This window comes from Paraburkholderia youngii (assembly GCF_013366925.1).
Lineage (GTDB): Bacteria > Pseudomonadota > Gammaproteobacteria > Burkholderiales > Burkholderiaceae > Paraburkholderia > Paraburkholderia youngii.
In genome coordinates this window covers 67,464-92,969 of record NZ_JAALDK010000004.1, presented here as the reverse complement: position 1 = coordinate 92,969, position 25,506 = coordinate 67,464, and the positions used below count along the sequence as shown (strand labels likewise).

General features: G+C 58.8%; 29 protein-coding genes and 6 pseudogenes. 19 read left to right on the top strand and 16 right to left on the bottom strand.

Features of this window, described 5'->3' with window-relative positions; translation table 11 throughout:
• Positions 1-75: 75 nt before the first annotated feature.
• Together G5S42_RS42940 and G5S42_RS42935 are read right to left on the bottom strand one after the other, a co-directional pair.
• Positions 76-390, bottom strand: a complete 315-nt coding sequence (locus G5S42_RS42940; protein ID WP_176112652.1) for a hypothetical protein — start codon at positions 388-390, stop codon at positions 76-78.
• Between the two features lie 61 nt (positions 391-451).
• The gene (locus tag G5S42_RS42935; RefSeq protein ID WP_176112651.1) at positions 452-1,186 is read right to left on the bottom strand and encodes an IS6 family transposase; all 735 of its coding nucleotides are present in this window, start codon (positions 1,184-1,186) and stop codon (positions 452-454) included.
• 49 nt (positions 1,187-1,235) lie between these two features.
• On the opposite strand from G5S42_RS42935, the pseudogene G5S42_RS46145 reads away from it, so the two are divergent.
• Positions 1,236-1,328, top strand: a pseudogene (locus G5S42_RS46145) (IS6 family transposase); the annotation flags it as partial.
• A gap of 56 nt (positions 1,329-1,384) precedes the next feature.
• On the opposite strand, the pseudogene G5S42_RS42930 reads toward G5S42_RS46145, so the two are convergent.
• Positions 1,385-1,519 (bottom strand): annotated as a pseudogene (locus tag G5S42_RS42930) (IS6 family transposase); the annotation flags it as partial.
• A 547-nt stretch (positions 1,520-2,066) separates the two neighbouring features.
• Between G5S42_RS42930 and G5S42_RS42925 the strand changes: the two are divergent.
• Positions 2,067-2,858: a hypothetical protein gene (locus tag G5S42_RS42925; RefSeq protein WP_176112650.1), complete on the top strand. Its 792-nt coding sequence runs from the start codon at positions 2,067-2,069 to the stop codon at positions 2,856-2,858.
• Between the two features lie 270 nt (positions 2,859-3,128).
• Here the strand turns inward: G5S42_RS42925 and G5S42_RS45035 are convergent, their stop codons facing one another.
• Positions 3,129-3,524 carry a transposase gene (locus G5S42_RS45035; protein ID WP_246392623.1) on the bottom strand — a complete coding sequence of 132 codons (396 nt, stop codon included), beginning with the start codon at positions 3,522-3,524 and terminating at the stop codon, positions 3,129-3,131.
• Between the two features lie 99 nt (positions 3,525-3,623).
• Positions 3,624-3,785: pseudogene (locus G5S42_RS42915) on the bottom strand (IS6 family transposase); the annotation flags it as partial.
• A gap of 59 nt (positions 3,786-3,844) precedes the next feature.
• Here G5S42_RS42915 and G5S42_RS42910 point away from each other — a divergent pair.
• The 3 genes and pseudogenes from G5S42_RS42910 to G5S42_RS42900 all read left to right on the top strand — a co-directional run.
• A complete protein-coding gene (locus G5S42_RS42910; protein ID WP_176112649.1) occupies positions 3,845-4,567 on the top strand; it encodes an IS6 family transposase in 723 nt (240 codons plus the stop codon).
• A gap of 157 nt (positions 4,568-4,724) precedes the next feature.
• On the top strand, positions 4,725-5,594 hold the full coding sequence (locus G5S42_RS42905; RefSeq protein WP_176112558.1) for a GNAT family N-acetyltransferase: 870 nt from the start codon (positions 4,725-4,727) through the stop codon (positions 5,592-5,594).
• 380 nt (positions 5,595-5,974) lie between these two features.
• A pseudogene (locus tag G5S42_RS42900) lies at positions 5,975-7,122 on the top strand (IS3 family transposase); the annotation flags it as partial.
• Positions 7,123-7,268: 146 nt separating this feature from the next.
• Here G5S42_RS42900 and G5S42_RS42895 read toward each other — a convergent pair.
• A complete protein-coding gene (locus tag G5S42_RS42895) occupies positions 7,269-7,784 on the bottom strand; it encodes a hypothetical protein (protein ID WP_176112648.1) in 516 nt (171 codons plus the stop codon).
• A 654-nt stretch (positions 7,785-8,438) separates the two neighbouring features.
• On the bottom strand, positions 8,439-8,699 hold the full coding sequence (locus G5S42_RS42890; RefSeq protein WP_176112647.1) for a hypothetical protein: 261 nt from the start codon (positions 8,697-8,699) through the stop codon (positions 8,439-8,441).
• Positions 8,700-9,461: 762 nt separating this feature from the next.
• Between G5S42_RS42890 and G5S42_RS42880 the strand changes: the two genes are divergently transcribed.
• The 3 genes from G5S42_RS42880 to G5S42_RS45030 all read left to right on the top strand — a co-directional run bounded on the left by G5S42_RS42880 (position 9,462) and on the right by G5S42_RS45030 (position 11,539).
• Positions 9,462-10,220, top strand: coding sequence for a hypothetical protein (locus G5S42_RS42880; protein ID WP_176112646.1), 759 nt, complete (start codon positions 9,462-9,464; stop codon positions 10,218-10,220).
• Positions 10,221-10,320: 100 nt separating this feature from the next.
• A complete protein-coding gene (locus tag G5S42_RS42875) occupies positions 10,321-10,875 on the top strand; it encodes an IS630 family transposase (RefSeq protein ID WP_217710385.1) in 555 nt (184 codons plus the stop codon).
• Between the two features lie 256 nt (positions 10,876-11,131).
• On the top strand, positions 11,132-11,539 hold the full coding sequence (locus tag G5S42_RS45030; protein WP_246392622.1) for a hypothetical protein: 408 nt from the start codon (positions 11,132-11,134) through the stop codon (positions 11,537-11,539).
• Positions 11,540-11,578: 39 nt separating this feature from the next.
• On the opposite strand, the pseudogene G5S42_RS42865 reads toward G5S42_RS45030, so the two are convergent.
• The 3 genes and pseudogenes from G5S42_RS42865 to G5S42_RS42855 form a co-directional block, all read right to left on the bottom strand.
• Positions 11,579-11,917, bottom strand: a pseudogene (locus G5S42_RS42865) (DDE-type integrase/transposase/recombinase); the annotation flags it as partial.
• 57 nt (positions 11,918-11,974) lie between these two features.
• Entirely contained in the window at positions 11,975-12,709 is a 735-nt protein-coding gene (locus G5S42_RS42860) for an IS6 family transposase (protein WP_176112644.1), read from the bottom strand.
• A 409-nt stretch (positions 12,710-13,118) separates the two neighbouring features.
• Positions 13,119-13,460, bottom strand: a complete 342-nt coding sequence (locus G5S42_RS42855; protein WP_176112643.1) for a hypothetical protein — start codon at positions 13,458-13,460, stop codon at positions 13,119-13,121.
• Between the two features lie 67 nt (positions 13,461-13,527).
• Here G5S42_RS42855 and G5S42_RS42850 point away from each other — a divergent pair, with 67 nt between their 5' ends.
• Positions 13,528-14,136: an SEN1982 family lipoprotein gene (locus tag G5S42_RS42850; RefSeq protein ID WP_246392647.1), complete on the top strand. Its 609-nt coding sequence runs from the start codon at positions 13,528-13,530 to the stop codon at positions 14,134-14,136.
• Positions 14,136-14,432 (top strand): YlcI/YnfO family protein, encoded by a 297-nt coding sequence (locus G5S42_RS42845; protein ID WP_376777329.1) that lies wholly within the window; start codon positions 14,136-14,138, stop codon positions 14,430-14,432. Before G5S42_RS42850 ends, G5S42_RS42845 begins: the two co-directional genes overlap by 1 nt.
• 14 nt (positions 14,433-14,446) lie before the next feature.
• On the opposite strand, the gene G5S42_RS42840 is transcribed toward G5S42_RS42845, so the two are convergent.
• Positions 14,447-14,848 (bottom strand): hypothetical protein, encoded by a 402-nt coding sequence (locus tag G5S42_RS42840; RefSeq protein ID WP_246392621.1) that lies wholly within the window; start codon positions 14,846-14,848, stop codon positions 14,447-14,449.
• Positions 14,849-15,058: 210 nt separating this feature from the next.
• On the opposite strand from G5S42_RS42840, the gene G5S42_RS42835 reads away from it, so the two are divergent.
• The 4 genes from G5S42_RS42835 to G5S42_RS42820 all read left to right on the top strand — a co-directional run bounded on the left by G5S42_RS42835 (position 15,059) and on the right by G5S42_RS42820 (position 17,428).
• Positions 15,059-16,024, top strand: coding sequence for a tyrosine-type recombinase/integrase (locus G5S42_RS42835; RefSeq protein WP_176112641.1), 966 nt, complete (start codon positions 15,059-15,061; stop codon positions 16,022-16,024).
• Between the two features lie 71 nt (positions 16,025-16,095).
• Positions 16,096-16,551: a hypothetical protein gene (locus G5S42_RS42830; RefSeq protein WP_176112640.1), complete on the top strand. Its 456-nt coding sequence runs from the start codon at positions 16,096-16,098 to the stop codon at positions 16,549-16,551.
• On the top strand, positions 16,548-16,871 hold the full coding sequence (locus tag G5S42_RS42825; protein ID WP_176112639.1) for a hypothetical protein: 324 nt from the start codon (positions 16,548-16,550) through the stop codon (positions 16,869-16,871). Before G5S42_RS42830 ends, G5S42_RS42825 begins: the two co-directional genes overlap by 4 nt.
• Positions 16,872-16,924: 53 nt before the next feature.
• Positions 16,925-17,428: a hypothetical protein gene (locus tag G5S42_RS42820; protein ID WP_176112638.1), complete on the top strand. Its 504-nt coding sequence runs from the start codon at positions 16,925-16,927 to the stop codon at positions 17,426-17,428.
• A 504-nt stretch (positions 17,429-17,932) separates the two neighbouring features.
• On the opposite strand, the gene G5S42_RS42815 is transcribed toward G5S42_RS42820, so the two are convergent.
• Positions 17,933-18,364, bottom strand: a complete 432-nt coding sequence (locus G5S42_RS42815; RefSeq protein ID WP_176112637.1) for a hypothetical protein — start codon at positions 18,362-18,364, stop codon at positions 17,933-17,935.
• A gap of 195 nt (positions 18,365-18,559) precedes the next feature.
• Here G5S42_RS42815 and G5S42_RS42810 point away from each other — a divergent pair, with 195 nt between their 5' ends.
• The 4 genes from G5S42_RS42810 (at position 18,560) to tnpC (ending at position 22,411) form a co-directional block, all read left to right on the top strand.
• Positions 18,560-19,324, top strand: a complete 765-nt coding sequence (locus tag G5S42_RS42810) for a helix-turn-helix domain-containing protein (RefSeq protein WP_176112635.1) — start codon at positions 18,560-18,562, stop codon at positions 19,322-19,324.
• 650 nt (positions 19,325-19,974) lie between these two features.
• The gene (locus G5S42_RS42805; protein ID WP_176112314.1) at positions 19,975-20,469 is read left to right on the top strand and encodes a transposase; all 495 of its coding nucleotides are present in this window, start codon (positions 19,975-19,977) and stop codon (positions 20,467-20,469) included.
• Positions 20,445-20,798: an IS66 family insertion sequence element accessory protein TnpB gene (tnpB, locus tag G5S42_RS42800; RefSeq protein WP_176112313.1), complete on the top strand. Its 354-nt coding sequence runs from the start codon at positions 20,445-20,447 to the stop codon at positions 20,796-20,798. Before G5S42_RS42805 ends, tnpB begins: the two co-directional genes overlap by 25 nt.
• A gap of 32 nt (positions 20,799-20,830) precedes the next feature.
• Positions 20,831-22,411, top strand: coding sequence for an IS66 family transposase (gene tnpC, locus G5S42_RS42795; RefSeq protein ID WP_176112633.1), 1,581 nt, complete (start codon positions 20,831-20,833; stop codon positions 22,409-22,411).
• A 285-nt stretch (positions 22,412-22,696) separates the two neighbouring features.
• Here tnpC and G5S42_RS42790 read toward each other — a convergent pair.
• Both G5S42_RS42790 and ligD read right to left on the bottom strand, forming a co-directional pair.
• Positions 22,697-22,840 (bottom strand): annotated as a pseudogene (locus G5S42_RS42790) (type II toxin-antitoxin system PemK/MazF family toxin); the annotation flags it as partial.
• 7 nt (positions 22,841-22,847) lie between these two features.
• Positions 22,848-23,450 carry a non-homologous end-joining DNA ligase LigD gene (ligD, locus tag G5S42_RS42785; RefSeq protein ID WP_176112630.1) on the bottom strand — a complete coding sequence of 201 codons (603 nt, stop codon included), beginning with the start codon at positions 23,448-23,450 and terminating at the stop codon, positions 22,848-22,850.
• Positions 23,451-23,603: 153 nt separating this feature from the next.
• Here ligD and G5S42_RS42780 point away from each other — a divergent pair, with 153 nt between their 5' ends.
• Positions 23,604-24,305 (top strand): IS6 family transposase, encoded by a 702-nt coding sequence (locus G5S42_RS42780; protein WP_176112624.1) that lies wholly within the window; start codon positions 23,604-23,606, stop codon positions 24,303-24,305.
• A gap of 313 nt (positions 24,306-24,618) precedes the next feature.
• On the opposite strand, the gene G5S42_RS42775 is transcribed toward G5S42_RS42780, so the two are convergent.
• Entirely contained in the window at positions 24,619-25,077 is a 459-nt protein-coding gene (locus G5S42_RS42775) for an RES family NAD+ phosphorylase (protein WP_176112628.1), read from the bottom strand.
• Positions 25,077-25,505: an Xre family toxin-antitoxin system antitoxin gene (locus tag G5S42_RS42770; RefSeq protein ID WP_176112626.1), complete on the bottom strand. Its 429-nt coding sequence runs from the start codon at positions 25,503-25,505 to the stop codon at positions 25,077-25,079. The genes G5S42_RS42775 and G5S42_RS42770 overlap by 1 nt, the downstream gene beginning before the upstream one ends.
• Position 25,506 lies beyond the last annotated feature (1 nt).

The window sequence follows — 25,506 nt, the reverse complement described above, 5'->3', positions numbered from 1 at the left end:
GCTGCCTATTTTACGCGCCAACGTTTGCGGCATGGCCTTTGGAAGTTGCCCGGCGCACGGGCGACGCCGGTACGGTTACCCCGCTTTCTGTTTCGATGCCGTCCGGGTCGGCGGCGTCCTTTTCAGCTCGTTGATCAGTTGGCGCGTGATCTGGGCCTCGGCCTCGGCACGCTCGACCCGTTGCAGCGCGTCCTGTAATAACGACCGGGTGCGGGCCAGCTCATCCGTACTGTCGCGGTGCAGCTGCACTGCGCTTTCAGCCTGCTGCTGTGAAAGCCTGAGCTCGGTGCGCAGCGCGTCGAGCACGTCGGCATGCTGAAGTGCGGTGTGCTTCAGTTCAGCTTGGGCAGCGGCCAGTTGGCCGCGCAGCTCTTCAGTGGGCGTTGTCACATTAAGGGCGTTGTCACGTTGAGTTCCTGGCGACACAGTAGTACAAAGGAAGCACGTCCGCTCAGAAAGCGGACGGATTTTGGGTGACCTCAGTGAAGCGATGCCATGCTGCGAACCGTTCGCTGAGTTGTTTTCGATAGAGAGAGGCGCGCAGTAGATGGCGCTTCAGCGCGAAGTGTTGCCGGATCGGCCAGAAGTTCGACAGGAAGACTTGCGTACGCCCAGGCTTGCGGAAGCCACGCATGCGACGCTCCCGCTCACGTGTGGGCTGGTGACTGTTTTCGGCTCGGTTATTCAACCGAGCGCTGGCTTTGACGAAGACATGTTTGACGTTCGCCAGCTCGGGGATCTCGGCTTTCGCGGCGGGATAGCTACGCAGCTGGTCGGTGACGATCTTGCGTGGCACCTCAGGACATGCGGCGAGAAGCCGTTTGAAAAACCGTTTGGCTGCCGCTTTGTCGCGCCGTTTCTGCAGCAAGACATCGAGTTCGGCGCCGTGCTGGTCGACCGCCCGCCACAACAGATAAGGTTCACCACGCAGGGAAACAAACACTTCGTCGAGATGCCATGTGGCGCCGGGCTTACGGCGAGCAGCCTTGATGCAATGAGCGAAGCCCTTGCCGAATTTGTCGCACCAGCGCCGGATCGTCTCGTGGCTGACAACGACGCCGCGCTCGAATAGCAACTCTTCAATATCGCGCAGACTCAACTGAAACCTGAAGTACCAGCGTACCGCACAGCCGATCACCGCCGGCGGGAAGCGGTGCCCGTGATACAGAGATTTTGCATTTTTCATCGCGCCATTTTACGCGGCCGTTCCGTCCCAGCAGCAACGTGACAATGCCCTGCGCGCCTCTCTCTATCGAAAACAACTCAGCGAACGGTTCGCAGCATGGCATCGCTTCACTGAGGTCACCCAAAATCCGTCCGCTTTCTGAGCGGACGTGCTTCCTTTGTACTACTGTGTCGCCAGGAACTCAACGTGACAACGCCTTCGTAGGCTCAGTGAGTACGCCACGTACCACCGGACGCACAGCAGGATCACGTCCAGCGGGTAGTGCAGCCGCTTCAGTACCTTGCCAATGCCAGCGGGCAGCCTCTTGCATGGCGTCTTCGTCTTTGTCATCATGCTTCTCATGCGTTGTCGTCGGCGGATTTTACTTGACCGCGTTATTGCGACAAAACCTTTTTGAGCGACTGATCGCCCCTGCCAGCATTGCCTTGTCTTCTCTCTAACGTGACAAAGCCCGCGGCGTTGCCACGTGAACACGATGTCATGTGAACGCCATGCGTTACTGTTCCGCGCCCTGCTTTTCGGCCGTTCTTCGCATTATCTTTCCCAGCTTCGTTCGCATTCAGGACGCCACAAAGCTTTCCCCGCAAAATCAGGCTTAGTCATTGTCTGACATGAAGGAAAAATTATGGGTAACTGCTTTAGCCGCGTAAGCAACACGACCGATCGTGGAACAGACATGCCAATCTCCAGCGTATCTAGCTCAAGTAACAATTCCACCGATCTCAGGGCAACGAGTACGGGTGAAGAATCGCCCACTAATCCTAATTCCGCATCCTCCTTGTGCGCGAGCGGTCAATTGGCAGGGTTAAAGACACGAGTCCAGAATAATATTGGCGCTAATGCCCATCGCGACTTGAGTTCGAGCCAAGGGACTTCAGCGATGGAAAACGTTCGCTCAGCAGTCCCTGACCAGAAAACACTTTTGGCTAAGTACGGCACAGTCGGACAAAAGAAGGCCCGCACTGCCGACGAAATGGATAGTGCCGACGCAGCTGCGGTGGAGGAAGCCATCGCACGCAGCCTGCAGGAGAAGGCTTTCTGGATACTGGCCAAACCTGAACTGCAAGCCATTCAAGGCAACACGACGCATACTTCGAATCGCACGAATAACGCCGTGGTCAATCAGGCTGACAGGAACGAAGAACCGTCTGAAGTCTCCAACGATAACCGGGAGCAGCAGATGTTGGGATTCGCCGACCTCAACAACGCTTTTAGGGCACACTTGACCAAACATGACCTGCAGGTCATTTCCAACCCGGGAACGGGGAGCAACTGCGCGATCTATGCGTTGGTGCAACACCTCAGACCGGATTTGAAGGACAGCAATCTCGACAACGAAGTTAACGAGTTGCGCCGCGAGTACGACGTGAAAAATCCGTCCGACAGCAACGACAGGATGCTGCATCTGGATACCGGCGTTGGTGGAGCGGCCAAGACCCTCACCAAGCTTGTCAATGAGCGCTACAACGTAAACATACAGGTCGGGGTAGTCGAAGCGGGCCTAGACGCGGCATACCCCGTGACGAGCAAGGAAACCATTTCCGCTTCTGGCGCGAGTGCCCCGTTCACGCACCATGTCGTTATCTGGGACCAGCAGGGACACTACGAAGCTGTGACAGCCAGGCGTCCAAGCACGGAAGAGACGGCGCAAAATGATCGGACCGATGTTTGACCCCGACATCCCAGCTCCATAGGGCGCAAAGTGGCAAGCCTGCGCCTTGGACGGTATGACGTAGAACACTCAACGGCTGGCTGCAGCCAGCCAACGCGTACAGTATCAACTTCTTCTTGCCGGCGTATCGCCCCAGGCGTTCTCACGCAAAGTGGTTCCTGGTCGATGCAATCGGGCTGTTCTCTACTAATGTGGTTTCATTCTCACGTAATGAGGTCCGGGGACGAGGCTTTGTCCGGATGGGTACGAGTTCCCGTGCCATGGACGCAACTATGCATTTTTGACGCAAACCGGTTTGCCGAAGGCGTTCCACCGGTTCAGCAGGTTGGCGATGATTACGCCTTCGCCTTCCTGCGACGCAAGCTCCTGCGTCAGCAGGCGCTCGCCGATGCGGCGCTTGATGCGCGAGATCTGTGCCTCGACCAGCGAGCGCACACCGTAGCCGTATTTCTTGTGAAATGCATAGATGCCTTTGTCCTCGATGTACCTGACGATCCGGTCATGCCGGCGGGTTCTCTCCTCGCCGTGTACGACCGCGTGAGCTGGCGGTGGGATGACGGGCGTCACGCCCGCGCCTGAAAGCGCTTCGGTACGCTCGATGCTGTAGTACGCGCCATCGGCAATCACCCGATCCATCGGCACATCGGCGGGCAGCACGGCGTCCATTCCTTCGCTATCCGAACAACCGTCGATCGACGCTGACATGAACGTACACGCGCGTTAAGGACGATGCGACGATCAGGCGCCTAAGGTGAAGAGGATTGCTTACATCACGAGAGAATAGAATTGTTCAGCTGCAGTCGAGGCGACGCCATCGTCATACATCTGCCCCTTGCGGATCATGTGTGCGATCTCAATGCCAGACAGGATGATGCGCGCACAGCGGAAATCCTTGAACCCCATCATCGGTTTGATGATGCGTTTGATGGGGTTCTGTTGCAGTAAGGCCCACGTTAAAATTGGGTAGCGAATTTTTGAGCTGTGCGATGAAGAAGACGAAGACACTGCGAACCACACTCGCGCCGGGCTTGGCCAAGGTCCTGAAGCGCCGTCACTACCCGCTTGAAGTGATTTTGCTGTGCGTGCGATGGTACGTGGCCTATTCGCTGAGTTTGCGCAATCTTGCGGAAATGATGGACGAGCGTGGTGTCGCGGTGGATCATTCGACGGTGTACCGCTGGGTCATCAAACTGCTGCCGCTCTTCGAAAGGAGCTTCCGCAAGCACAAGCGTCCGGTTGGGAAAAGCTGGCGAATGGACGAGAGCTATATCAAGATCAAAGGTGAGTGGAAATATCTTTACCGGGCAGTGGACAAGGCGGGCGACACGGTCGACTTCCTGCTCAGGGCCAGGCGGGACAAGGTCGCTGCCCGGCGGTTCTTTGAAAAGGCGATCACCCATAATGGTACGCCAGAGACCGTGACCATCGACAAAAGCGGCTCCAATCTGGCCGCACTGGATGCGGTGAATGCCGATCGCGAGACGCCGATCAAGGTCCGTCAGATCAAGTATCTGAACAACATTGTCGAACAGGACCATCGGGCTATCAAACGCCGGACCCGGCCGATGCTGGGATTCAAGAACTTCCACCGTGCGAGGGTCATTCTCGGCGGCATCGAGGTAATGCACATGATCAGGAAAGGACAGATGAAATCTGCGGGCAAAGACCCGTCGCCTGCTTCCCAGCAGTTTTACTCCCTTGTGTCATAAGCAATACTTATCATATCGACATTTCTCGTCCCGACACCCTTACTGCAACAGAACCACCGGATTCGCTTGCAAGTCTTGTGCTCGCGGATGCCATACCGGACGTGCAACGAAATCGGACGATGCACTGTCGTCTGGAGAAGTGCCATGTCGGTCATGGTTGATTCCGGTCGAACACGGCGGACGGCCGCAGCGCTGGCGATGGCGACGACATCAGGCCGTACATGCACCCGACCGACGACGCAGCGGCCATGGGCCTCCCGGGAGATACCAGCAAGACGGTGAATATCGTGATATCGGACGCCTGACCCCGCGAGCCGGGTGCTGCAAACCGGATGTTGCAGACCTCATGCCGCGCCGATACGAACAGGAGGTTTCGATGGAGTTAAAGCCGTTCGATACCATGAGCGCGTACGGCCTGATTGCCAGGCCGCTCACGACAGACGATTGTCCGACGCTCTTCGAACAGATGTTCAGCGACGACGAAACCATGCTCGATCTCGTGATCCCGAGGCATACCGACGCCTGGGCCACGCACGCATACATCACGGAATCCATGAAGGGCTGGCAATACGGCTTGCGATACCGCTACGGCCTGTTCGGCGAGGACGACGGCGCGCTGACGGCTATCGTGGAACTCACGCCCCGGTTGCCGCAAGTCGAACTCGGCGTGATGATCAGCCGACAAGGCGGCAGCCGCAAGCGTCGCAAATTCTTCCTTGCCCTGCGCGTCATTCTCGACTGGCTGATTACGCAGCCCGGGGTGTATCGGGTGTTCGCATGCTGCGCGGTGGATGGCCGCGCGCACAGCAGCATGGAGCGGCTCGGTTTTTGCCGCGAGGGGACGATGATCAATTACGAAGCACGTCCGAACCGCGGACTTGTTGCAGGCGACAGTTATTTGTACGCCCTGACGCGATCCGTGGCGCAGGATGGCGGACCGGGAGAGGCGCGCGCCCGCGGCATGTGCGACCACCAGAACATGCCGAAACCGCCGTCGAACCGGGCGGGCACTTCGTCGAGCCGATAAGCGTCCGCGCGCTCAAAACGGACCAACTGGTTGCGCGTTTCGAGCAGGCTCGGCGCAGCGCGGTTGTACAGGCCAATAGGATGGGAAGGAATCGCGGTTGCCAGGCGTGCGATGCGACGATGTGTGTCGTTGTGCGAATAGTTCGGCATGACGCGGGCGAGCGTGACCACGGCGTGGTGGCCAGCGATGAAACAAAGGTTTCGAAGCGAGTGTAAGCAACTCGTGAGGGCCGTTCTGGACGGCGGATTGATATCGACCAACATTCACGCGTGCGACGCGCAGCTCCGTGTGCCGACCACCGGTCCAGTGAACCGTTGCGACTGCTTTGAGATTGACCCGCAAAAACGGACATCTATCCTTTGGAGAAGGAGGTGCCGATTATGGCCAAGCATCGTACCCCGTACCCGGCGGAATTTCGGGCGCACCTGGTCGAGCTGGTGAAGGCCGGACGCAGGCCGGAGGAATTGGAGAAGGAGTTCGAGCCGACTGCACAGACCATCTACAACTGGGTGGCGCAGGCTGATCGCGACGCAGGTGTGCGGCATGACGGTCTGACCACAGCCGAACGGCAGGAACTCACACGATTGCGTCGTGAGGTCCGGCAACTGAAGATGGAGCGCGATATCCTCTCTCACGCGGCAGCCTGGTTCGCGAGGGAGACGGGATCCGTTCCACCGAAGGGCGGTACGGATTCATGAAAGCGAACCGGGTCCGCTGGCCCGTTGCGATGATGGCACGGCTGCTCGGTGTCTCGACGAGCGGCTATTACCTTTGGCTGGTGCGAGAGCCCGCGATGCGCACGCGTAGCGATGCGCAACTGCTCGCGCGCATCCGCACGCTGCATGCGAGTTCGCGCGGCACGTACGGCGCGCCCCGTATCCATGCGCAACTGGCGCGCGAAGGTGTGCACGTTGGACGCAAGCGGGTAGCGCGTCTGATGCGCATGGCCGGCCTGTGTGGCGCCAGCCGCCGGCGCTGGCCACGTACCACACGGCAACGTGCTGGGGCACGGCACGCGCCCGATCTTGTGCGCCGGCACTTCAGCGCCGACGCGCCGAACGTGCTGTGGGTGGCAGATGCGACCTACGTACCGACCGACGAGGGGTTTCTATATCTGGCTGTGGTGCTCGATGTGTTCAGCCGGCGCATCGTGGGCTGGGCGATGTCGAACCATCTGTACACGGAACTGATGTTGCGTGCGCTCGACATGGCTCTGCTGCAGCGACGCCACGAAGGTGTGATTCTTCATTCGGACCAAGGCTGTCAATACACGTCCATTGCCTTCGGGCGGCGCTGCCGCGAAGCCGGCGTGCAACCGTCGATGGGGACCGCCGGCGACGCCTATGACAACGCGATGTGTGAGTCGTTCTTCGGCACGCTCGAAGCCGAACTGCTCTGTCGCGAACACTTCGCGACCCACGAACTGGCAAGGCGGCGTCTGTTCTCGTTTCTGGAGAGCTGGTACAACATACGCCGCCTCCACAGCAGCATCGGCTACTGCTCGCCGCTCGAGTTCGAAAACCTGCATGCGCAAGATCAAAGCTTGTCGTCGCGCGGGTTCCCCACCGCCGGGCAGCGTCGTGGTCGTGACAGGCGACCCGCCGCCCGGCCGTGGACAACCCGCGATTTGATCTTAACGGGAGGTGCCACACCGCATTAACCTCAACTACAGATCTATCCGTCGAACCGGGTCAACCTCACTTCATTCGTATTGTCGTCCAGATCAATCACGACTTCCTGAATGAGAATACGGGTCAGCCGCTGCTTTGTTCGCATATCGGTGCCCGGCGCATTCCACGCCGCCGGGAGATCGCGCGCGAGCGTCATCAACTGTGTCTGGTCGATCGCGGGCCGGCTTGCGACCTCGCGGTCCAGAAGCGCAGCGCGCTCTTCGAGGTGAGCGACACGTTCGAGGGCTGCATTCCAACGCGCTTCAAGCTCGCGTGCAACCAATCGTTTCGTCGGATCGACAACCTCATACCGGCGTGCGGCAAGAGAGGCATCGTAGCGCGCTTCCTCGAGCTCGCAGGCTAACGCGCGACGCGCATCATCGCCTGCGCGCGATGTTTGCTGTGCAGCGCGAACGGCCGCTTCCACCGCATGCTCCGAAACCGCTTCGAGAATTGCGGCCGCCACTGCTTTGTCGATACGTATTCCGCCGATTCCGATACAGCGGAATGCTGATCCCACGTGATGTACCCTCGGTGATGGTCGCGCGCGCGTCATTTCCCCGGACGTACCCACATGAATTACTGAAAACAAAAATGATTTTCAATATCTTGTGCCAGGTCGAATCTTAAATCCGGTCTATTTGATGCAAGCCAATTAAAATCGGCTAAATCGCTGGCGAGCCTGTAATTCATTAGTATGATGGAACGTGCAATATCAAACTCCATCATTACGATCGGGGGGTTTTATGGCACGGCGTATTCAGAGTTCGTACATTGTCGGGTATGACCTCACCCGAATAGATGGTCACGACTATACGAATCTCATCCAGACACTGGAGTCTTCATTCTCGCCGTGGTTGCATCACTTGGATTCGACTTGGGTAATCGTCACTGATCTGACAGCAGTGCAAGTAGCAGACACTTTGCGTCCGCACATGCATCGCGACGACAAGCTGCTAGTTGTGCAGTGTTCCGGTGTCGGCGCATGGTTCGGGTTCAACGAAACCGGATCAAATTGGATCTCTAAGGTCCGACAAGCCGATAGGTTTCAGGCTTCGCAGCGCTCGATTGTGCCCGGCGTGCCGAATGGTCGAGGCAGCACGGGATGGTTTGGTGGATGGGGGACTCTACGGCCGCTCGCTGCAGACCGGGCTGGAGAGTTGCAAATTGAAAATTACTCGCCTTCCAGCGGATCGCGTTCACCGAGCGCCTCGTCAATTAGCCGCCTGGCGCGTTGCATGGCTTCGCCGGCGGCCGCAGTTGCGGGGTGCAACGAGTGGTAATGCTCCGGTTTTGCGATCGGGGCGCCGGTGCGCACGTCGTCCCGGTGGGAAAAGATGCGCTCGACGAGCAACGTGACATTGGAGCCTCCGCGTACGTCGTCGCGCGCTGTCACCGTGATGCTGAAGCCTCGATGCGTCTGTCTATCGAACATGTCATGTCCAGGTTGGTGCACTCGTCAGTAACAAATCACATGCGCGCTGAGCTTTCGTGCTGGTCCGCGACGGTGACCGTGACATATGAAGACCATCCGATGCTTGCTTCGGTCCGATCCGTCAACATTTCGCGTTCAGCGGCATCTCTTACGCGCTGCACTCCATCGCAAACGACATCGCTGCCCGGTTTGTTGCCTGGCTGTGGCAATTGGCAGAACGCGTGACGACAGGCGGGCCGTCTCGTGCCCTTTCTGGTGTCGTACGCAGATCGACGAAGCGCTCACGTTCATCGAGGAGTCGCGCAAGGCTGGCTAAACGGCGCGCTGATCCGCTGAGTTCTGGAAGACCGCGCAAGCGGCCGGCTCACCGGCATGATCGCGTTGCGTCCGCATCCGGCGCGGGTGGAAATCGGTGTGATGATCTATACGGACAGTCTCGACAAGATGCAGCAGGTCAACGCAAAGCTGATGGAGGATCGTGAATAGGCGGCCTTGCTCGACAAGTACAAGGATGTCTGGGCGGAAAGCCTGATGCACGACACTGTCGTCAGGTTGGTATGAAGGCAGGCAGATACCAAACGTTACTATTGCAGCAACTTTATCCAGCACGCGACGAGCTCCTTTTTTGCGTTCAGCGAGATCACGAGCGCGTTGCCATGTTGACCTGAAACAAGTCTGGTCACGCAAGGGAACCTTTCTAACTGCACGTTCCCCCAGCTGACCGGGGACGGTAACACTGAATTTAATTCCGGGAGATCAGTCATGATAAAAATGAATGCGAAAAAAGCTATATGCATTGTCGCTGCATTGTTCCTGACTGCATGCGGTGGTGGTGATGGCAGCGATGTAACGTCCGTTGGTGATGGCAGCGATGTAACGTCCGTTGCAGATCCACAAGGCTTCTGGCTAGGCAAGTCGAGCAGTGGCCGCACGATCGCAATGCTTGTGCTGGAGACAGGGCGGTACTTTGCTGTGTACTCATTCAACAATTCAGTCGAACGAATGATCGAGGGAACGTTCGCGGTCGACGGCCCCTCAATCTTCGACCGTTCGGCAGTCGACTGGAACCTCACCGGTGATGCGTACGCGGTGCCGGCCGGGATTGAGGTTTGGGTCACGACCAAACAGAAGCTCAGCGCTGTCGTAGAGGAAGCCCATGCGTTTGAGACTTTCAAAACAACGTACAATTCCGCCTACGATACGTCGTCATCCGTGTCCGAAGTCGCCGGAACGTGGGCGGGAACAGTGGCGGGAAGTGCCGCCCTTACGACCATGACAGTTGCCGGCGATGGCAGTTTCACCGGGGCAAGCGGGTCGTGTACGTTCAGCGGATCATTGAAGCCCCGCGCTTCGGGGAAAAAAGTGCTCGATGGCACAGTGACATTCGAAGACACGTCATGCCTGTGGGCGGGCACAACAATCGACTTTGAAGCCGTGACTGCCAACAATCAGATGATCGCCGCGGGCGTTAGATCGCCCAGAAGTGCCGCTTTCGTGTTCGTTGGGATAAGAGCTTACTGACAGGTGTACCAAATAAGGCGTGATGCGTTATACGGGGATGAACCCGAAAACCGATGCTCGAAAACTGGACCAGTCGACGCAGGCGCACCTGAGAAAGATGGTGGTGCAGGCGGTGCGCGACGGGATGACGCAAGTCGAGGCCGCTCGAACGTACCGTGTGAGTTTGCGCGCGATAAGCAGGTGGATGAAGACGGCGCGGGAAGGCGGCCTGCGGGCGCTGAGGTCGGGCAAGCGGGGCCGTCGACCGGGAAGCGGCCACCTGACTCATCGGCAAGCCGTAAGAATCCGCAAGCTGATCATCGAGCGGATGCCGGATCAACTGTCGATGCCGTTCTACCTGTGGACCCGCGAATCGGTCACGCAACTGATCGAAAGGCAGTACGGCATCACGGTGTCGAAGTGGACGGCGGGTCGATACCTGAAGGCGTGGGGTATGAGTGCGCAGAAGCCGGTGCGACGGGCCTACGAAAGAAAGGGCAAAGCGATCGAGCGCTGGCTGAACGAGGATTACCCAACGATTGCGAAGGAAGCGAAGCAGGAAGGCGCGACAATCTACTGGGGCGACGAAATGGGATTGCGAAGCGACCACATCAGCGGAACCAGCTTCGCCTTGAAGGGCGAAACGCCGGTGGTCCGCGCGTCTAATATTAATTAGACCGACGGCGGAGCAGCAGGCGATCGTCGATGCTGTTTCCACTGGCGGCAACATAAAAATCAAAGCGTACGCTGGCGCGGGAAAAATTTCGACGCTACGTCTTGTCGCAGACCGTCTTTCACATCGGCGCGGTACCTATCTCGCATTCAACCGGGAAATCGCAGAACATGCGAGGCGCGGCTTTCCCCCAAACGTCGCATCAGGGACTGTCCACTCGCGTGCCTACAGATCGGTCTCGTCTGCGCTTAGCGCTCCGGTGAATCTACCGGCAGAGCCGCCCCAAGAACTCGCGGCCCGTTATGGCCTCGGTCCGGTCGAGGTACCACTCGTCACGGGCAAGATCGTCGAGATCGCGCCATTTGAGATAGGCCGCATGATTGTCGACGGCCTTGGCAGATTCTGCCGTTCGGCTGACGACACGCCGAACGCGCTTCACGTTCTGGTAGACGAGAAGATCGACGCGAAAGCGGGCGATTGGCTGCGCGACGGATTGCGTCCGTATGTCGGGCGTCTGTGGAGTGAGAGCATCGATCCGCGCGGCCGCAGTGCGATTATTCCTGACAGAGCCTCAGGCAGGCATCGAGGGAGCCAGTGCAATGTCAGGACGGCGAACGTTTGCGGTACGCCTGCATCGACTCGCTTTCGATCGGTTCTGTTGCAGTAAGGGTGTCGGGACGAGAAATGTCGATATGATAAGTATTGCTTATGACACAAGGGAGTAAAACTGCCGGGAAGCAGGCGACGGGTCTTTGCCCGCACATTTCATCTGTCCTTTCCTGATCATGTGCATTACCTCGATGCCGCCGAGAATGACCCTCGCACGGTGGAAGTTCTTGACTCCCAGCATCGGCCGGGTCCGGCGTTTGATAGCCCGATGGTCCTGTTCGACAATGTTGTTCAGATACTTGATCTGACGGACCTTGATCGGCGTCTCGCGATCGGCATTCACCGCATCCAGTGCGGCCAGATTGGAGCCGCTTTTGTCGATGGTCACGGTCTCTGGCGTACCATTATGGGTGATCGCCTTTTCAAAGAACCGCCGGGGGCGTTGTCACGTTGAGTTCCTGGCGACACAGTAGTACAAAGGAAGCACGTCCGCTCAGAAAGCGGACGGATTTTGGGTGACCTCAGTGAAGCGATGCCATGCTGCGAACCGTTCGCTGAGTTGTTTTCGATAGAGAGAGGCGCGCAGTAGATGGCGCTTCAGCGCGAAGTGTTGCCGGATCGGCCAGAAGTTCGACAGGAAGACTTGCGTACGCCCAGGCTTGCGGAAGCCACGCATGCGACGCTCCCGCTCACGTGTGGGCTGGTGACTGTTTTCGGCTCGGTTATTCAACCGAGCGCTGGCTTTGACGAAGACATGTTTGACGTTCGCCAGCTCGGGGATCTCGGCTTTCGCGGCGGGATAGCTACGCAGCTGGTCGGTGACGATCTTGCGTGGCACCTCAGGACATGCGGCGAGAAGCCGTTTGAAAAACCGTTTGGCTGCCGCTTTGTCGCGCCGTTTCTGCAGCAAGACATCGAGTTCGGCGCCGTGCTGGTCGACCGCCCGCCACAACAGATAAGGTTCACCACGCAGGGAAACAAACACTTCGTCGAGATGCCATGTGGCGCCGAGCTTACGGCGAGCAGCCTTGATGCAATGAGCGAAGCCCTTGCCGAATTTGTCGCACCAGCGCCGGATCGTCTCGTGGCTGACAACGACGCCGCGCTCGAATAGCAACTCTTCAATATCGCGCAGACTCAACTGAAACCTGAAGTACCAGCGTACCGCACAGCCGATCACCGCCGGCGGGAAGCGGTGCCCGTGATACAGAGATTTTGCATTTTTCATCGCGCCATTTTACGCGGCCGTTCCGTCCCAGCAGCAACGTGACAATGCCCTCCGCTGAAATGCCGTTTTTCGGTCTGTAATCTGGCCGCAAGGTGACGGTCGCCGCTTCTCGTCGAATGACTCAGTCTGGCCGACTACCGCCCGATGCGTCTGCCAGTTGCCAGCCCATCACCTCAACTACGCCGCTCCAACAAGACACCAAGGTCCAAGTTTGCTTCGCATTTCGGGAAAGCAAAGTTGAATACACATGGGCTCGTTGGCTTACCGCAGCACGGGGCTTTCTTTGGGGGATTTCGCGGGACGGCTGACTCTGCTGGCCACTGGCATTTTTCCGTTTTCTTCCAACATTTTTCGGGAACGTCTTGGTACACTCCGATCCGAACGAGCGGAGGCAAATACATTGGGAATGTCAGGGGACTTGTTCGAGCGGGAATTCGAGACGTGGACGCCGGCCCAGGCCAAGACGTTCTTTCGCGCAGGGATGGTAGATGATTTCTTCGCGACGAATGTTGGTGACGATCAGTGGGTACTTACGCTGCTCGTCGTCGGTCGGCAGGGTCGGCAGACGCAGATCCAGTTGCGCACCGCTCGCGAGCTTGATACTCATAAGGTGCGTCATTTCAAGACTCTCGATGCCGCCGTCAGAGCGGCTGGCGAGATAGGCTTCGATGTGCGTACGATCGGGATTGCTCGCATCGCGCAACGCTCGCCACAGCGTCCCGGCAAGGCCACGCGCGTCACGCCGGAACATCGCAGCATGCTTCCGGATGCGGACTAGGCACAGGAATCAGATCCCGCCCTACATTTCACTGTTGAATATGCAACGTATAAAGTCGCCAAAAATCTGCGGCACCTGTGTCGCCTTGCTTTTGACTATTTCGCTAGCCGCCTGCGACGGCAAGTCGTCGCCAACCAAGGAGAACTACGCGAAGGCCGTGCAGACCTACTTCGACGGCAAGGACGCGGTGTGCATGTTGGTCGGCGCAGTGCCGTTCGATGCGGCCGAACATTCGAGTGAGGCGCTGATGGCCGAGCCGCTCGTGAAAACCGGTCTTCTTACGAAAGAGCCGACCCATGTGCAGGATGACGGCTCGGCGCACATGCTGCTTCCTGGCTTCCACTATGCGCTGACCGGCGAAGGCAAAAAAGCTTACCGCCGGGCAGATCCAGCAAAGAACTCGAAGATCTGTGGGGGCAAAGCCAAGCTTCTCGCAATCACGTTCGCGTCGTCGGCCGAAAACCCTCACGTGGGCGACAGGGTAAATATCAAGTATGAGGCGAAGCTGGTTGATCGTCCGCGCTGGGACGATGAGGCGGTGCTTCGAACGCTGCACCCCGATGTGATTGAGACGGAAAACGATCAGTACCACAGCGAGTTATACCTTGAACTGACCAACGACGGTTGGGTCGTGAATCCGTCGCTGTAGTGTCCGGTTCAGCAACATCAGTTTTCCAGTGCCTGGGGCCGGAGATGAAACGAAGCGCCGATAACAGGCTCAAGGTGGTGGCGGTGCGGGTCAACCCGCACATCGAGCGCAGGTTGCGGCTGCTTGCCGAGGCAACGGGGCGCACGCAGTCGTTCTTTCTGCAGCAGATCATCGAGCAGGGCATCGACGCGATTGAGACAATGTGGCTGCCGCCGGCGACGCTCGCGAAGATCCGTCGAGGCGATTTTCTGGAACAACGGCGGGCCGGCTCGACGCCCGATCTTTTTGCCGAGTGACGCTCGACCTACTTCTAGTATCCGCGCCCGCTGATACGTGAGATGACCGAGTTGGTCTGCGCTGAGGCCAGCTCCGCGCGCAGGTCTGCCCATCTGGCGATCAGCGTCGGGTCCGGCGTCAGAAAGAGCGGCCGCGTGGTCCACCCAACGACATGAGCGCCGTTCCATTGCGTCTCGAAGATGCGCATGTCTTCTTCGTCACTCACTCCCGCGTTCACCAGATCGTCAAACGACTCGAGGTTGAACAGTTCGAGCTCGTCCTGATGGATGCCCGACACGAGCGATATGGCTGTGAAGAAGAAACGCCGCGCGTCCTCACGGGTCGCGCACAGCGCGAACGCGTCGACAATCCCGTCAGGCGTCTGCCACATCATTCGGTAAAGCAGCTTGCGGCACTGTTGTGATAGCTCGCTCATAGAAGTCTCGTGCTTCCGGCGCAACACCGCGCCTTGACATTGCGTGGCGATATGTACGATAGGCGCAGATGCCTTCCTCGCCGATCCCGCAGATGAATAATCGTCACCCATCGCCCGCCTCGCAGCAACCCCATCCCCTTGCCGGCAAGGTTTCGGCGAAGCGCAAGCTTCGTTATCATGGGGAAAGCGCGATTTCAGTATATATATTTTATGAATGCAAACCTGTGGCGGTCCGATCCCGAAACGGCGTACGCTGAATGGCAGCATGCAGAAGCCACCGGCGCGGACAGACGAGCGTTTGCCGATCGCTCCATCATTCAGCACCGCTCGATGTTTGCCCGTTTCCATCGCTATCTGACAAGCCACGGCGTTGCGGTGACGGAGTTCGGCACTGACCATATCGACGGCTTTTTCGCCGATCTGGATCGCGACTGCGCGCCGGGCACATCGACGCGCCTACGCTACCTCAAACTACTGGACCGGCTCTCGCGCCACCTGTCCCTGCTCGGCCTGCGCACCGACAATCCGGCCACAAGCTTGCTTCCTCAGGAGCACTGGCCGGAAGACGAGCCGATGCCGGTTTTCCTGTGGCCGGATGAGGATGCGCGACTGCAGGAGCTTTGCCGCGTAGTGGACTTCGAGTCGTTCAAGGAGATGCGCAACCGCGCGATCGTAACGATGCTGCTCGGCACCGGCGTCAGCGCCGCGGAACTGGCCGCGCTCGCCGTGGATGACCTCGAGGCAGGCGCACGCCCCAGTGTCTTTGTTAGAAAACGCGGGCCGCGTATTGCGCGCCGCGTGCCGGTTGATGCATTTGCGGTTGAACTGCTGCGCGTCTACGCGAAGACGCGGACCCGGCTGCCCATCAGCGATGGCCTGCTTTTCATGGCGACGGCTGGCGGCAAGCCGATGAAGCCCGCCACGCTTGGGCAGTGTGTGCGTGCGGCACTGCGGCTCGTCGACGCGGCGGCCACTGACGAGAGCCCGCGCCTGCTACGCAACACATATGGACGCCGGCACCTGCTGGAAGGCAAGACCAACGAACAGGTGAGTAACCTGCTGGGCCTGTCCAGTCACAGGACGGCCACCCGGTTGCGGGAAACCATCCTGGAGCCCGGCGATGACGACGACCGGACGGCCGACACTGCCTGGCTGTCTCGCGAACCGTTGCCTTGACTTTGGCCAGCGACGCGTAGCCTGCTGAGTGAGCCGTACAGGGGTGCGGCCACACATACGGGGTTTCAGTCATGGTCTACAAAAGCGCCTTCAGGGACATCATCTATCCAGCGCAGAACCGGGAGCCGCTCGCCACGCGCTACCGCATCGTGCTCGCAAAGACCTCGCGACTTGTGCGCGCGATCGTCCATCTCGTTGCTGATGAGCCGACCCAGCCGGAAAGCACAGACCTTCCCACGGCGATCGACGTGATCCTGAACAGGATCATCGACGGCGAACTGACGGGCGTGCGTCACGACTGCATCCGGCTCGTGGTTCAGACCGGCGCGCAATTGACCGACTACCCTATCACCTATAACGCGCTGGAGTTGAAGGGCCACGGCGGTCGCGAACCGCGGCCCCCGGGCACCACCGACCAGCCGATCCACATCCGCTCTATCGACGTGGTTGGCGGCTCAGTCGCGTTTTCCGTCGACCACGACGGCGGAAAGCCAGCAAACGACGTAGTTACGAGAATGCTGCGATGAACAGCCCCCGGCTTCATCAATACGCTGTCGGCCGGTGGGAGTCGCTGTGGGCCAGCCATCCGTACATGTCCCACCGCATTCTCATCGACCTGCGCGCCAGAAAAGTGGTCGCGGGCGAGCATCGTTACTACAAGGCGTGGCACTACATGAGCATGCGCGACCTTAAGTACATGCAACAGATACTGGACGAGACTTTCGACGACATCTTCGACGAGCCGGCCGAGTATGAGTTTAAAGTGGTCGCAGAGCCGCCGCTCTGGGCGCTCAAGGCATGGCCGTGGCCGCGCCTGGCGGCGTTGACGGACGACGAGCCCGACTGAAAGGCGAGCCCATCGACGCGACGGTTTTCATTCGGGCAGACGGATTGCTCGGCATGCACTATCGTGAAAATGGCGCGCGGCCGGAGAAAGCGATGTTCCTTTGCTACCTGATCGACCCGGCGGGACGATCCATCGGACAGGTGGAAGAGGGATTCGATCGCGCGGCCGAATTGACCGGCAGCGAAGCGCCCGAGGTGGACACGCTGTGGTCAGACACCACCGATCCGGACTCCTCCGTCGACCTCATCTACGATCCCGACGCGGACGACCAGCCCTCTTTCCGCCTGCGTCTGCAGTACGCGGGCAAGGTGATCGAACGCGTGATCGCCGGGCCCGCCGTGCTTGTCGCATGCGGCGCCGTCCCTGACGGGATGGCACATCAATTGGCAGGGCGAGACGCCCTCGCATCTGCTGTCGACTTCATGACCAACGACACTGACATCGCCGGTTGGCTCAAATCGAAGCTGCCGGAACGGCGGGTTACCGCTTGGCGCGACCAGCCCCGAAGAACCGGAGACCCTGAACAGCGGCTTCCAGGCGGACGCGCGCGGCGCTAGGCTCCGCGCCTACGCCTCGACGAGCGCACCTGCATTTTCGACTATGACGACAGCATTTTTCAGTCGCTCGACGCGCCGATGGTAAGTCGCGACGGAACCGGAGACAGGAAGCGAAGCGAGCCGACCTTGCAAGGCCCCATCACCGGCTTGCGGCAAGTAGCTTGGCTCGAAACCGGTGGTTCTGCTTCAGCCGCCCCACGACCTCCAGCCGACGGCGACCGCATGGTGGGGACTGGACGCTGCCAACCTGATGACCGTAAAGGCGCCGACTGCGGCCGGCCGCGTAAGGCAGTGTTCGGCCATCTTCAGCCACTCACCGTGACGATGCGTCGGTCGTTCGAACATCGCATCCGCTTCTATCAACCGACACTCGATGGCGAAGCGAGTTGATCGCCTTCGCCATCGGCAACGTGGGAAATCGTACATAGTGACGGTGGTCTTTGTGACTCGGTCGGACTTCCGGCTACCGCCGCTGGTCAGTGTGGTCGCATCAATTCGCGCCGCTCAATAGTGACCGGGCCGCGACAGGATCGCTGAGCCTTCGGGCGGTTCCATGTGACGGACGCCTGACTTTGGCAACAAGCGTCCGAGTTGCTCAGCACCATGTCTGATCAATGAATTCGGTCCGCCGAGGGGGTTGCCGTCGGTGAATTCGATCTTGGTAGCGCGTTGCATACGATCACCTGTGACGTCGACATCGACTCTTACACTCTTCTCCCCAGACTTGCAAATCTTGACGCTCAAGCCGTCATCATCCGCGACAACCAGGCAGTCATCTTCAGAGGAGCTCTCATCAGAAGAACCGTCGTCGGATGAACTGGCCTGCACCACATGAACGGGCCATGAAGCCACAGCGTAGGTGACTGGGTTGAGCATGATTGCCGTTGAATTCGTGGGCAAAGCTGCTGCTGCAGCCCCAACATTTCCGACCAACATCGCAGCGCTCACTAGTACCGCGATCAAAAGCTTGCTATTGCGTCGAATTGACTTAGGCTTCGTGACGACCTCCGATTTCACGCAACCAGATGGAAACCGCTTCGGAAGATGTTGCGATTACCTCCCTTTGCCTAATCTTCCACAAGCGATTCAGGCACTGCTGTACGTACCGGGTTTCAAGTACGGAGGTTCACGATGAGTATGCAAATTTCAGCAGACGAATTTCGTGCACAAGTTTTGCACACACTTCATGCGCGAATCTCGTTCAACGCTCATATATGGTCGACTGGCACACGCAACTCTTCCGGATCGATCGTCATCAGCCCAGATTTCTCGACTGAAGGCCTCCCGTCCAATTTCGTGTCCGACTATGCAGGCATCGCCCCGCATGATGTAGTCGGTTACCTATTTTCGGCATTTCCCCGTGTTGTACAGCCCATTTCGGTCGCCGATTACCGGGGACCTCGTGGGGGCAGAGTTGGAGCAACGATTGCTGACTACCTAGACGCTATCGGCATCCGGTACCTCATGAATTGCGGCCTCGAAAGCAGGTTCGGGATTGCCTGGATCACCATGTATAGACGGGATGCGCCGAAGGTCACGGAGGTTGTCGAGTTGGTACCGTTTTCTCCGGCTGATGCGGAGATAGCTGCGTATTCCGTTCCGCATTGGCTCTACACGTGGCAGGAACTCGCAGCCGGTCAGATCAGTGACCGCGACTCGAGTGGCAAATGGCCAATGGGCGTGGTACCTCGCCTTCTAGGGCTCACTCCGATGCAGATGCGAGTCGCCACGCTAGCGGTGCGAGGACTGGGTGCGAAAGAAATTGCCCGGGCCCTTAAGCTCGAAGGAAGAAACGCCAATGCTAATACCATCGCGGTCCATCTCAAACGTGTTCACAAGAAGGTAGGAATGCATTGTGAGGATCTGGCCCAAGCACTGCTCGGGCCTATTCACTGACTACTATTCACTGACTACTAGCCTTTAGTGCACCGAGATGCGGCGCGCAGTTGGAAATGGGGGCTGATGACCGGCAGCTTTGTCCGAGCGATTGCCGCCCGTCGGCCGTATCCAATGACCGTTGCCACGTTGGAATCTGCCCGTCGCTGCGAGAATCAGGGAACGTCTCAGAAGGGTCGACTGCTGCCCGACGCGGCCGATCTATGGCCGACCGCGGCGGCCGGTCTACGTCAGGCCGGAGTCGGGCCAGATTGCCGCCGTTCGTCATCGCCGCCAGATGGTCGTTCGAATGACCGCTCTCCCTATCCTATGATGCTGTTGACAAAGTCCGTCACCGTCTAAATGGCGAGGTTTTTATGGGTCGCTTTACCCTTACCCAGGGCCTGCGGGCGGCTTGTAGGCCGGTTTTGCATTGCTCTTCCTCTTTTTCGATTTTCCGATCAATGCGTTACCAGCGCTCACTGAGTGCGACGTGACCGAGCGCGTGACCATCCCATGAGAAAAAATACACTCCTTGTGTCCCCATGCATCGAGCGCCTTCCGACTCGTGTTGCTGCTTGATCGTATGCGGTCCACCAAGGACGCCCTTGTCTGAAAATCGCTGCACTCTGATGCTACGTGTCCACGTGGACACGTAGACACTTGCACCGATGACAGAGAAAAAAGACTTGAGAAGCCGTCTGGTGATTGGCCAGAAACGCGATGGCCGACGCGAATACGATAATGAGGCACGCGATGAGCTTGTCCGTCTATGCTTGATGCCAGGCGTATCGATAGCTCGCACGGCAATCGAATACGACATCAACCCGAATCTGCTGCGTACCTGGGTGACCCAATATCAGCAGAGGCACGCCGACACCAAACAGCCTTCACCGAGCCTGGAGGGCGTGCTGATTGATGTTCCAGCCGCTGGCAATGAAGTGCTGCCACATGTGGCGAATGCTGCCGCCTTCGTCCCGGTTGTCCATGCGGCGACGGCGCCACCGGCCTCAGCGTCAGCCGGGTCAATGACACTCGCAGTGCATGTGCGCCTGTCCAACGGTGTCGAGCTCCAGTTCGGAAAGGCCATCGCGACGATCGACGAGCTGACGACGCTGATTCAGATCCTGGGGAGGATGCCGTGTTCCGGTTCGACGAAAAACTGAGCGTATATTTACATCGCGATCCGGTTGACTTCCGGTACGGCATGAACAGCCTGTCGATTCTCGTTGAACAGGCGATGCACCTGAATCCAATGGACTCCTCGCTTTACATCTTCGGGAACCGGCGTCGAGACAGAATCAAGATTCTTTGCTGGGATGGTAGCGGCTTCTGGCTTATGACGAAACGCCTTGAGGCAAGCCATTTTATCTGGCCCGACAACAAGGCCGAGGTCGTGACGATGACGACCAGCGTGTTGCATGCCCTGCTCGACGGCGATGACATCACGACGGTCCGTCGACATCCGAGGCAGCAATATCGGCGTGTGAGCTGAACAACCCGCCGGCATACATGGTCTAATCCAGCATGCCGGTCAACGTCACGATCACCGCCGAGGAACTGATAGCGCTACTCGCCGAGCGCGATGCGGCTCGGGCATTGCGGGAGGAGCAGGAAGCGTTACGCGGTGCCCTACGACTCGTGACAGCGGAACGCGACCTTGCCGAAGAGCGCCTGCGGGCTTACCGTCAGGAGTTGTTCGGCGTAAAGAGCGAAGCCCGAGGTTCCGATCAGCTCGGCTTGTTCAATGAAGCAGAAGTGCTCGGTGCCGGGCGCATGCCCGCCCGAGAAGACTCGCCGGAGTCGACGGTCTCAGCACACACGCGCAAGAAACGCGGCCATCGCAAGCCGCTCGATCCCAACCTGCCGCGCGACGTTGTGCGGCACGAATTGCCCGAAGCCGAGCGCTTCTGCATGAACGACGGACATGCGCTCGTCGAGTTCGGCGTGGAGATCAGCGAACAGCTCGACGTCATTCCGGAGCAGCTTCGCGTGATCCAGCACCAGCGCGTCAAGTATGCCTGCCCGTGCTGCGATCTCGGTATCAAGGTCACGCCGGCGCCGGCACGCATCATCCCTCGTGGGCTGTTGGGCGAATCGGCGCTCGCGTGGATCGCCACCGGCAAGTATCAGTTCGGCATGCCTCTGTATCGCCAGGCTGGCTTGCTGCGTCGATTCGGCGGCGACATCTCGTCGAACACGATCGCGGCCAGCATGGTCCGCGTCGGTCTCGCGTCGCAGCCCGTGATCAACCTGCTGCGCGACGCGCTGCTTGACGCCGGGCTGATCTATTGCGACGAGACGACGCTGCAGGTGCTGAAAGAAGAAGGCCGCCGGCCAAAAACGACGAGCTACCTGTGGGCGCAAATGACGGGTTCGGGTGTGCCGATCCGTTGCTTCACTTATACACCCGGGCGCGGTACAAAACTGGCCGACAGGCTGTTCACTGGAATCCGGTCAGGCGCGGTCATGATGACCGACGGCTACGAACCCTACAACGATATCGCCAGGCGCTACGAGCTCGTGCACCTTGGGTGTTGGGTTCACGTGAGACGGTACTTCGTCAAGGCAGAAGACAGCGTGCCCAAGGCGGCACGAACCCACGACCTTCTTGCGACGCGCTTCATCAAATTGATCGGCAGGCTGTTTGCCGCCGAAGTGCGTAGCGAGACGTGGTCTGCACAGCGACGGCAGCGGTTGCGACGGCGATACAGCGCACGTGTGCTCGACGCGATCCACGCGCTGATGCTCGAGCAGTCGCACGGTGTCGTACCGAAAAGCCTTCTTGGCAAAGGACTGACTTACCTACGTGCGCAGTGGCCAAAGCTGATCCGTTACATCGAGAACGGCGATTGGCCCGTTAGCAACAATGCTTGTGAAAATGCGATTCGCCCATTCTGCGTGGGACGCCGCTCTTGGCTGTTCAGCGACACTGTTGATGGCGCGAACGCAAGTGCCAATCTTTATACCTTGGTCGAAACGGCAAAGGCCAACGGTATCGATCCCTACCGCTACCTCACGTGGCTGTTCCAGCGTCTGCCTCTAGCGAAGACGGCAGATGACTACGAAGCGTTGCTGCCTTGGCGCATGCCCGTCGATCTCCGCTGATCCGTACCAATTCCCAGTACCCCGCGCCGTCAACTGCATCACTCTGAGGGGCGTCGTTCACGGACCGCATACGCTTGATCGACATAGCGACAACCTCGGGCGACCAAATTTTCACGATATCGCGACCATCGCTGCTTTCAGAATGCTCCAGCGTCGCAAGAGCGGCCGCAGCCGCAAGAATGTATTGGCCGGTACGAACCGTTATAGTTTGTTCTGGCTCGCCGTTGATTGAAACGTGAAAAGTGTGAGTGCCTACCATTTCGTTCCCGGATTTTCCGATTTTCCCTAATCTGCAAAAACTTCCTGCAAGGTTCGCAGGCTGTCCAACAACGTCTTATCGGCAACTGCACCCTGTTTCTTGACTAGGCGCACCTTGTCTACTGCGCGAATCTGATCCAGACGTATCAAGCAGTGTTTGCGCTTGAAAGATTGACGGTCAACCGGCCGCACGAATCAATCGCCGCATTTTGTCGGTGAACACCTGCTGACCGGCGCCAGCGGCCTCTTCGCCTGACCTCAGCCTGGCTTTTGCGATGCCCGTCATGACGTTCCAGTCGGCGGCACCACTGAGTTCCAGCAACTCGTCCCACTTGACCGGCATCGATATCGGAAGCCCGGGTCTGGCCCGAGGAGACAAGGCGATCGCTGTCGTTGCGCCTTTTCCATTTCGCAGGTAATCCACAAAGATCTTGCCGATGCGATTTCGCGGGCCTGACACGGCTGAAAAGCGTTGAGGAATGATCTTCGCAAGATGTCGCGCAATCGCGTGACTGAATCCCTTCACATCCTGCCACGTATGGACCGGCGCAAGCGGCACGATGATGTGCACGCCCTTCCCTCCGCTGGTCTTGCAGGACGACTGCAGTCCGAGTTCGTCCAGCACAACCCGCGTAAGCGTTGCGGCTTCAACCATCACGTTCCAGTCGAGTTGTGGATCGGGGTCGAGATCGAGGATGAAACGGTCGGGATGGTCGAGGTCGGGCGCAGTCGCGTTCCACGCGTGAATCTCGATCGTGTTGAGTTGCGCAAGCTCCAGCAACGCTTCTCGCGTGTTCGCAACCAGTAGCGGCGCATGACCGGGGTGCATCGACCCCGGCAACTGTGTAACGGCTTTCAGGCGCTGCCCTTCTGCGGGATCTGTCGTAATAAGTCGGTCTGCTATGCTGACGGGCCTTAATGCGTGACGTGATCGATGACCGAGAAGCTGAGTCCGGGTGTGGGAAAAGTACTCAAACGCTTGCATTACCCGCTGGACGTGATGTTGCTGTGCGTTCGGTGGTACGTGGCCTATCCGCTGAGCCTGCGTCATCTCGAACAGATGATGGCCGAGCGCGGGATTGCGGTCGATCATTCGACCGTTCATCGTTGGGCACTCAAACTGTTGCCGGTCCTGGAGAAGGCGTTTCGACGGCGCAAACGGACGGTCGGCAAGAGCTGGAGGATGGACGAGACCTACATTCGAATCAGGGGTGAGTGGCGGTATCTCTATCGGGCTGTCGACAAGGCAGGCAACACCGTTGATTTTCTGCTGCGAGCCCGACGGGACAAGGCTGCAGCCCGGGCCTGTTTCGAAAAGGCAATCGACCAGAATGGCGAACCCGAGACCGTGACGATCGACAAGAGCGGATCGAATCTGGCTGCCTTGCAAGCGATCAACGCCCCGCGGGATGTGCCGATCAAGGTCCGCCAGAAAAAGTATCTGAATAACATCATCGAACAGGATCATCAGGCGATCAAGCGCCGGACCCGACCGATGCTTGGATTCAAGAAATTTCGTTGTGCCCGCATCCTGTTGGGCGGCATCGAAGTTATGCACATGATCGTCAAGGGGCAGATGGACGATGGTGGTGTCGATCAGAATCCCGCACAGCAATTCTATTCACTGGCTGGATAAGTAGTCCGTATCGTATCGGGTCTTTACTAACCTCTCATTCTTACCGCGACAGAACCGTGGCAACTGCCTGATGAAGTTGTGTAACGATTTGCGCGGCGCCATCCATGTGCGGACCCCGCAGTCTTATTTTCTGTGTTGAAGGTTGAACGATTTAACAGTCATAGTCTAACGTCGTGATGCCTGCAACGTATCAACCTGTGAAACGGTAGGCGGAATCGGGACGATCTCCGGAGGGCCGCGGATTGTCTAGACGCCGGGTTGTACTGCGCCGCCGCGCAACGATCAGTGATGGACCACTGTTGCTACACAATCATCAGGGCCGCGGAAACAGCCGCTCGTCCCAGACGACAGGTCGCGACTTGCCAACAACGATGCCCTGCGCGAGCGGGTGGGCGGGGTTGACCAGCGCATTCCACTCTTCCCTCGCTACCACCGAGGGCACAAGCAATATCGCAGTGCGACGTTCCGCGATCCAGCGATCCCCAAATTCCCGAGCGATCTGGATGTTCGCCCCGTCCCATCCAGCCGGAAGCAGAGTGGCGTCCGCGTGCTCTACCGGAACATCGTCGGGTACTTCAGCCGTAACGACGACGTGGGAACGCGGCACCTTGCCTATACGCGCGTGGACCAGCACCTCGAGCATGGCGCCAGCGAAGGTGACCGCGCCGTAGATGACAGCGCGGCCAGGACTGTTGAATCGACCGCCGACCAGCTGAGCGCCGGTGCCATCCCAGACAGGGTGACGGCTATCCGCAATGCGATAGATCCGCATCAGGCGGGAATTCCATAAAACAGCTTCCAGAGCAGTTCTTCCACACGCCTCGCACCCAGCTCGGTCATCGAGACATCAAGTGGGGTACGGCCGTCCAGCAGTGGATGGGGCGTGTTCAGGAATTCCCTCGCGTCAACTTCTGAATCCCACACATATTCAGCAGTCGCAAAGATCCGCGCCAGCCGCTCGGCCTTCTCGGATTCATCGGGGCTGAGCACGTCGCGACGGCGCTTGAACGTGGCCTCCGGAACAATGCGAAAGAGCAGGCTGCGGCGCTCTTCGGTCGTTCGCGCGACATGCTCGACACTGGCGCGGAGCGCCGATTTGGGCAGACCACCACGCACCAAGTCGTCGAGCTCGGCAAACGAAGCGGGCAGCCGGGAAAGCGCCATGACGGACGCGATTCGCGCTGGGGACACGATGACCATG

Coding starts and splice junctions, on each gene's coding strand:
- G5S42_RS42880 (WP_176112646.1), top strand. CDS start 9,462: ATGATAAAAATGAATGCGAAAAAAGCTATATGCATTGTCGCTGCATTG.
- G5S42_RS42775 (WP_176112628.1), bottom strand. CDS start 25,077: ATGCGGATCTATCGCATTGCGGATAGCCGTCACCCTGTCTGGGATGGC.
- G5S42_RS42855 (WP_176112643.1), bottom strand. CDS start 13,460: ATGTTCCGGCGTGACGCGCGTGGCCTTGCCGGGACGCTGTGGCGAGCG.
- G5S42_RS42890 (WP_176112647.1), bottom strand. CDS start 8,699: ATGTTCGATAGACAGACGCATCGAGGCTTCAGCATCACGGTGACAGCG.
- G5S42_RS42840 (WP_246392621.1), bottom strand. CDS start 14,848: ATGAGCGAGCTATCACAACAGTGCCGCAAGCTGCTTTACCGAATGATG.
- G5S42_RS42825 (WP_176112639.1), top strand. CDS start 16,548: ATGAACAGCCCCCGGCTTCATCAATACGCTGTCGGCCGGTGGGAGTCG.
- G5S42_RS45035 (WP_246392623.1), bottom strand. CDS start 3,524: ATGGACGCCGTGCTGCCCGCCGATGTGCCGATGGATCGGGTGATTGCC.
- G5S42_RS42835 (WP_176112641.1), top strand. CDS start 15,059: ATGAATGCAAACCTGTGGCGGTCCGATCCCGAAACGGCGTACGCTGAA.
- G5S42_RS42780 (WP_176112624.1), top strand. CDS start 23,604: ATGACCGAGAAGCTGAGTCCGGGTGTGGGAAAAGTACTCAAACGCTTG.
- G5S42_RS42860 (WP_176112644.1), bottom strand. CDS start 12,709: ATGAAAAATGCAAAATCTCTGTATCACGGGCACCGCTTCCCGCCGGCG.
- G5S42_RS42850 (WP_246392647.1), top strand. CDS start 13,528: ATGCAACGTATAAAGTCGCCAAAAATCTGCGGCACCTGTGTCGCCTTG.
- G5S42_RS42810 (WP_176112635.1), top strand. CDS start 18,560: ATGAGTATGCAAATTTCAGCAGACGAATTTCGTGCACAAGTTTTGCAC.
- G5S42_RS42935 (WP_176112651.1), bottom strand. CDS start 1,186: ATGAAAAATGCAAAATCTCTGTATCACGGGCACCGCTTCCCGCCGGCG.
- tnpC (WP_176112633.1), top strand. CDS start 20,831: ATGCCGGTCAACGTCACGATCACCGCCGAGGAACTGATAGCGCTACTC.
- G5S42_RS42830 (WP_176112640.1), top strand. CDS start 16,096: ATGGTCTACAAAAGCGCCTTCAGGGACATCATCTATCCAGCGCAGAAC.
- G5S42_RS42770 (WP_176112626.1), bottom strand. CDS start 25,505: ATGGTCATCGTGTCCCCAGCGCGAATCGCGTCCGTCATGGCGCTTTCC.
- G5S42_RS42815 (WP_176112637.1), bottom strand. CDS start 18,364: ATGTTGGTCGGAAATGTTGGGGCTGCAGCAGCAGCTTTGCCCACGAAT.
- G5S42_RS42805 (WP_176112314.1), top strand. CDS start 19,975: ATGACAGAGAAAAAAGACTTGAGAAGCCGTCTGGTGATTGGCCAGAAA.
- G5S42_RS42910 (WP_176112649.1), top strand. CDS start 3,845: ATGAAGAAGACGAAGACACTGCGAACCACACTCGCGCCGGGCTTGGCC.
- G5S42_RS42925 (WP_176112650.1), top strand. CDS start 2,067: ATGGAAAACGTTCGCTCAGCAGTCCCTGACCAGAAAACACTTTTGGCT.
- G5S42_RS42820 (WP_176112638.1), top strand. CDS start 16,925: ATGCACTATCGTGAAAATGGCGCGCGGCCGGAGAAAGCGATGTTCCTT.